Annotated in this window: 4 protein-coding genes; 1 reads left to right on the plus strand and 3 read right to left on the minus strand. The window is 70.2% G+C overall.

The window, feature by feature from the left end; genetic code table 11:
- The 3 genes from ACKVMH_RS12365 to ACKVMH_RS12375 form a co-directional block, all read right to left on the minus strand.
- The coding region (locus tag ACKVMH_RS12365) for an ATP-binding cassette domain-containing protein (protein WP_412700524.1) at window positions 1-1769 on the minus strand (1769 nt) is incomplete at its 3' end.
- Between the two features lie 37 nt (window positions 1770-1806).
- Window positions 1807-2505 (minus strand): DUF5666 domain-containing protein, encoded by a 699-nt coding sequence (locus ACKVMH_RS12370; RefSeq protein WP_412700525.1) that lies wholly within the window; start codon window positions 2503-2505, stop codon window positions 1807-1809.
- A 197-nt stretch (window positions 2506-2702) separates the two neighbouring features.
- On the minus strand, window positions 2703-4280 hold the full coding sequence (locus tag ACKVMH_RS12375) for a protein adenylyltransferase SelO (protein ID WP_412700526.1): 1578 nt from the start codon (window positions 4278-4280) through the stop codon (window positions 2703-2705).
- A gap of 140 nt (window positions 4281-4420) precedes the next feature.
- On the opposite strand from ACKVMH_RS12375, the gene ACKVMH_RS12380 reads away from it, so the two are divergent.
- Window positions 4421-5835 (plus strand): DEAD/DEAH box helicase (locus tag ACKVMH_RS12380; RefSeq protein WP_412700527.1); only part of this gene is annotated, 1415 nt, incomplete at its 3' end.

A 5835-nucleotide genomic window follows, 5' to 3' on the forward strand; every position in this document is an offset into this window, starting at 1 on the left:
GCCGGTGGAGGCGCCGGCGACGCGCCGGTCGCGCCCGGGTCGGCAGCCAGTCGGGTGGGCCGCCCGCTGTCGGGCGTTGACGGCGGGCGCCGCTGGCGCAACCAGTCGCTGTAGCCGCCGACGTACTCGCCGACGCGACCCTCGCCTTCCATCACCAGGGTCGAGGTGACGACGTTGTCCAGGAAGTCGCGGTCATGGCTGACCAGCAACAAGGTGCCGGGGTAGTCCCCGAGCAGCTCTTCCAGCAGCTCCAGGGTCTCGACATCGAGGTCGTTGGTTGGTTCGTCCATCACCAGCAGGTTGGACGGCTGGGCGAACAGCTTGGCCAGCAGCAGCCGGTTGCGCTCGCCGCCCGACAGCCGGGTGATCGGCGCACGCGCGCGCTCGGGGGTGAACAGGAAGTCCTGCAGGTACCCGATCACGTGCTTCTGCTTGCCGCCGACCTCGACGAACTCGCAGCCCTCGGCGACGTTCTCGATCGCGTTCCAGTCCTCGCGCAGGGTTGCGCGGTACTGGTCGAAGTACGCCACCTGCAGGTTGCTGCCCAGCTTGACCTCGCCGGTGGTCGGCTGGAGGCCGCCCAGGAGGGTCTTGAGCAGCGTCGTCTTGCCGCTGCCGTTGGGCCCGATCAAACCGATGCGGTCGCCGCGGAAGACGGTGGTGGAGATTTCATCGAGCAGCACCCGGCCGCCGTAATCGAACGAAACATGCTTGGCCTCGATGACCTTCTTGCCGGAGTTCTCCGACTGGGCGAATTCCATCTTCACGTTGCCGGTGCGCTCGCGCCGCTGCGCCCGCTCGTCGCGCATCGCCTTGAGCCGCCGCACCCGGCCTTCGTCGCGGGTGCGGCGCGCCTTGATGCCCTGCCGGATCCAGACTTCCTCCTGCGCCAGCAACTTGTCGAAGCGCGCGTTCTCCTGCGCCTCGGCGTTCAGGCGCTCCTCGCGGCGACGCTCGTAGTTGGCCCAGTCGCCCGGCCAGCTGGTCAGCTGGCCGCGGTCGATCTCGACGATGCGGGTGGCCAGGGCGCGCAGGAAGCGGCGGTCATNGCGGCGACGCTCGTAGTTGGCCCAGTCGCCCGGCCAGCTGGTCAGCTGGCCGCGGTCGATCTCGACGATGCGGGTGGCCAGGGCGCGCAGGAAGCGGCGGTCATGGGTGACGAAGACCAGGGCGCCGGGCCACGACTTGAGGAAGCCCTCGAGCCAGTCGATCGACTCGATGTCCAGGTGGTTGGTCGGTTCGTCCAGCAGCAGCAGGTCCGGCGCCGATACCAGCGCGCGGGCCAGCAGCACGCGGCGCTTCATGCCGCCGGAGAGCCCGGAGAACTGCGCGTCGCCGTCAAGCCCGAGCTTGTCGAGCGTCTCGACCACGCGCTGGTCGGCGCTCCAGCCCTGCGCGGCGTCGATCTTGGCCTGCACGGCGGACATCGCGTCGGCGTCGAATTCCTCGGCGTGGCTGAGGTGGTGGAACTCGGCCAGCCACTTGCCCAGCTCGCCCATGCCGTCGGCGACGACGTCGAACACGTCACCCGCCGCACCGGCGGGCACCTCCTGTTCGAGACGGGCGACGCGCGCCCCGCCCTCGCGCCGGATCTCGCCGCCGTCGGGGAGGATGTCCCCGGACAGGAGCTTGAGCAGGGTGGACTTGCCGGCGCCGTTGCGGCCGATCAGCGCGACGCGCTCACCGGGTTCGACCGCGAAATCGACGTTCTCGAGCAGGAGCGGGCCGCCGACGCTGTAGTCGACGCTGTTCAGGGTAATCAGGGGCATCCGGCCATTCTACGTGGCCGGACCCCGTACACGGACGTCAGTAGCGCGAGCGGGTGTCGACCTCGACCCAGATGCGCTCGGCGACCCAGTCGTTGCCGTAGGGCCGTGCCTGGATGCGGATCACGTCGCCCGGCTCCAGCGCCTCCGGGCGGATCCGCTGGCCGCGGTGCTCGACCTGCGTGCGGTTGTCATAGCGGACCCGCTCGGCCCGGCCGCTGTAGCCACCCCGGGTGATCTCGATGACCTGCGCGCGCGCGTCCACCCAGCGCACCGATCCACTGAGGTCGCCACCGTAGTAACCGCCGCCGTGGCTGTCGCGGACGTTGTGGACGACCTCGATGTTGCGCGCCCAGAGCTCGCTGCCGGACCGCTGCGCTTCGACGCTGATGCGGTCGCCGCGCTCCAGCCCGGCGGGGTCGTGCAGCTGGCCCTGGTAGACCAGCCGGGTGTTGCGGTCGTAGCGCAGCGCAACCTGCGACACCCGGGCGCCATAGCCCTGGTCGGCGGTCAGCACGATCCGGCCGTAGCGCGGGTCGACGTCCTGGACGGTGCCGAGGATCCGCTCGCTGCCGTAGCCGTAACCGCCGCCCTGGCCATAGCCGCCACCTTGGCCGTAGCCGCCACCGGGGGTGCCGTAACCGGTCATGCAACCCGCAAGGAGCATGGCCGCGGCGGAGAGTGACAGCCAGCGGAAGGCAGTGCGCCAACGCCGCGGAGAATCGGTCTGGATGGTCATGAGTTGGCTCCTGATCGCAGGGTTCCGAGCATCGTTGCGAGGAGGTGAACCGGGGGTTATCGGGGCGGGCGTGTGTTCAGGTGGGCGACCGTGTCGGTACCAGCATCTGTAGGAGCGGCTTCAGCCGCGATCGAATGCTCCACAGCATCACGGACCACGATCGCGGCTGAAGCCGCTCCTACACACACAACCGGAGGTCACGAACTGCACGACAGCATCGAGCAGCCGGCTTTCGTGCGCGCCCAGTCCGGCCGACGCGCGGCATAGGCCTCGCGCCCGGGCTGGTCGTCGTACGGCCGACGCATCACGTCCAGCAGCTCCATCACCGCCTCGGGCTCGTCGGCCGTGGCGCGGTCGATCGCCTGCTGGGCAAGGTAGTTGCGCAACACGTAACGCGGGTTGGCGAGCCGCATCCGCTCGCGGCGCTGGGCGACCGACAGCGGGTCCTCGCGCAGGCGCCCGGCGTAGCGCGCCAGCCATTCCTCGAACGCGGCGGCCGATGCGGCCCGCTTGTCGGGGTCGTAGAACGCCGATCCAAAGGCGTCGGTGAACGCGGCCGGTTGGCCGCCGGGGTCCGAGTCGGGCGCGAAGTCGAGCAGTGCACGGAACACCAGGGTCATGTCGGCCTCGGCCAGGCGCATGAGGTCCTGCAACGCCTGCATCAGGTCGGTGTCGTCCTCGCGGCACTCCGCCAGCCCGAGCTTGCGCGCGGTGTTGTCGCGGTCGGCCGCGGTGTAGGCGTCGATGTAGCGCTGCAGCCCGGCCTGCAGCGGCTCCACGCCGTCGAACAGCGGCGACAGCGCGGCCGCGAGTCGGCCGAGGTTCCAGTACGCGACCGCCGGCTGCTGGCCGAAGCGATAGCGCCGGTGCTGGCGGTCGGTGGTGTTGGGGGTCCAGTCCGGGTCGTAGTTGTCGATCCAGCCATAGGGGCCGTAATCGATCGTCAACCCGAGGATGGACATGTTGTCGGTGTTCATCACTCCGTGGACAAAGCCCACGCGCATCCAGTGGCCGAGCATCACCGCCGTGCGCTCGCAGACCTCGCCGAACCACGCGGCCCGCAGCGCCTCGCCGTCGCCGTGGAGGTGCGGGAAGTCGCGGCGGATGCAGAAGTCGGCCAGCCGGCGCAGGAGGTCCAGGTCGCCACGCGCGGACGGCAGTTCGAAATTGCCGAAGCGCAGGAACGACGGCGCGACCCGGCACACGATAGCGCCAGGCTCCGGGGCCGGGTGCCCGTCGTAGAACATGTCGCGCACCACCGCCTCGCCGGTACCGACCAGGCTCAGCGCGCGCGTCGTCGGCACGCCGAGGTGGTGCATCGCCTCGCTGCAGAGGAACTCCCGCACCGAGGAGCGCAACACGGCACGGCCGTCGGCCGTGCGGGAATACGGGGTCGGGCCGGCCCCTTTCAATTGCAGCTCCCAGCGCTCGCCCGTGGGAGTCACCGCCTCGCCCAGCGTGATCGCGCGTCCATCTCCGAGTTGGCCCGCCCAGTGCCCGAACTGGTGGCCGCCGTAGTTGGCGGCGTAGGGCTGCATGCCCGGCAGCAGCTCGTTGCCGCCGAAGACCCGGGCAAAACGCGCGGATGCCACGTCTTCGGGCGTGATGCCCAGCGCCTGCGCCATTTCGGTGGACTGCGCGAGCAGGCGCGTCGCGGCTACCGGGGTTGGTTCCACCGCCGACCAGGCCTGGGCCACCTCGCGCACCCCGGGCCCGGCGCGCGGGTCGCCGGGCAGTGCGCGGATGAAGGCGTTGTCGAAATCGAATTCCAGCATCCGGCCATCGTAGGCCGCACAAGGTCAACGCATTGGCGAGGCGCGTTCCGGTGCCGCCGGGGCGTCCACGCGTCGCACCACCCCGCCCCGCTAGACTATGCGCCCCCCGACCGGCCCCGCCGGCGCCAACGAGAGTAGCGATGAGCGCCGAAACGCCCGCCTCCCCCGAAACACCGTCGATCAAATTCACCGACCTGGCCCTGCCCGAAGCCCTGCTGAAGGCACTGTCCGACGTCGGCTACGAGTCGCCCTCCCCGATCCAGGCGGCGACCATCCCGCCGCTGCTGGCCGGTCGCGACGTCCTGGGCCAGGCCCAGACCGGCACCGGCAAGACCGCGGCGTTCGCGCTGCCGGCGCTGGCCAACATCGACCCGGCGCAGAAGACGCCCCAGGTGCTTGTGCTCGCACCGACGCGCGAACTGGCCATCCAGGTGGCCGAGGCGTTCCAGAAGTACGCCCATCACCTGCCCGGCTTCCACGTGCTGCCGATCTACGGTGGCCAGAGCTACTACCCCCAGTTGCAGGCGCTCAAGCGCGGCGTCCAGGTGGTGGTCGGCACCCCCGGCCGGGTGATCGACCACCTGGAGCGCGGCTCGCTGGACCTGTCCGAGCTGCGCTGCCTGGTGCTGGATGAGGCCGACGAGATGCTGCGGATGGGCTTCATCGACGACGTCGAGGCGGTGCTCAAGAAGACCCCGGAGACGCGCCAGGTCGCCCTGTTCTCGGCCACCATGCCGCCGCAGATCAAGCGCATCGCCCAGACCTACCTGAAGGATCCGGTCGAGGTCGCTATCAAGAACAAGACCAGCACCGCGGCGAATATCCGCCAGCGCTACTGGTCCGTCAGCGGCGTGCACAAGCTGGACGCACTGACGCGCATCCTGGAGGCGGAGCCATTCGACGCGATGATCGTGTTCGCGCGGACCAAGCTGGGCACCGAGGAGCTGGCCGACAAGCTGGCCGCGCGCGGCATCGCCGCCGCCGCGATCAATGGCGACGTGCAGCAGCAGCAGCGCGAGAAGACCATCCAGAACCTCAAGGACGGCCGGATCGACGTACTCGTGGCGACCGACGTCGCCGCGCGCGGCCTGGACGTGGAGCGCATCAGCCACGTGCTCAACTACGACATCCCGTACGACACCGAGAGCTACGTCCACCGCATCGGCCGGACCGGACGCGCGGGCCGCAAGGGTGAGGCGATCCTGTTCGTCACCCCGCGCGAGCGCGGCATGCTGCGGGCGATCGAGCGCGCCACCCGCCAGCCGATCGAACCGATGGAGCTGCCGACGATCGAGACGGTCAACGAGCAGCGCGTGTCCAAGTTCCTCGGCCGCATCGGCGACGCGTTGCAGGGCGAGGACCTGTCCCTGTTCCGCGACCTGGTCGAGCGCTACGAGCGCGAACAGAACGTGCCCGCGGTCGAGATCGCCGCCGCCCTCGCCAAGCTGGTACAGGGCGAGAACCCGCTGCTCCTCACCCCCCCGCCCCGCCCGGCCTTCCGTGAGCGCGAACCGGGCCCACGCGAGACCGGCCACCGCGGCCAGCCGCCGCGCCC

Source organism: Lysobacter zhanggongensis, from assembly GCF_046638635.1.
Lineage (GTDB): Bacteria > Pseudomonadota > Gammaproteobacteria > Xanthomonadales > Xanthomonadaceae > Novilysobacter > Novilysobacter luteus.

Excerpts from the sequence above, each read along its gene's own strand:
- ACKVMH_RS12370 (WP_412700525.1), bottom strand. The coding sequence starts at position 2,505 with ATGACCATCCAGACCGATTCTCCGCGGCGTTGGCGCACTGCCTTCCGC.
- ACKVMH_RS12375 (WP_412700526.1), bottom strand. The coding sequence starts at position 4,280 with ATGCTGGAATTCGATTTCGACAACGCCTTCATCCGCGCACTGCCCGGC.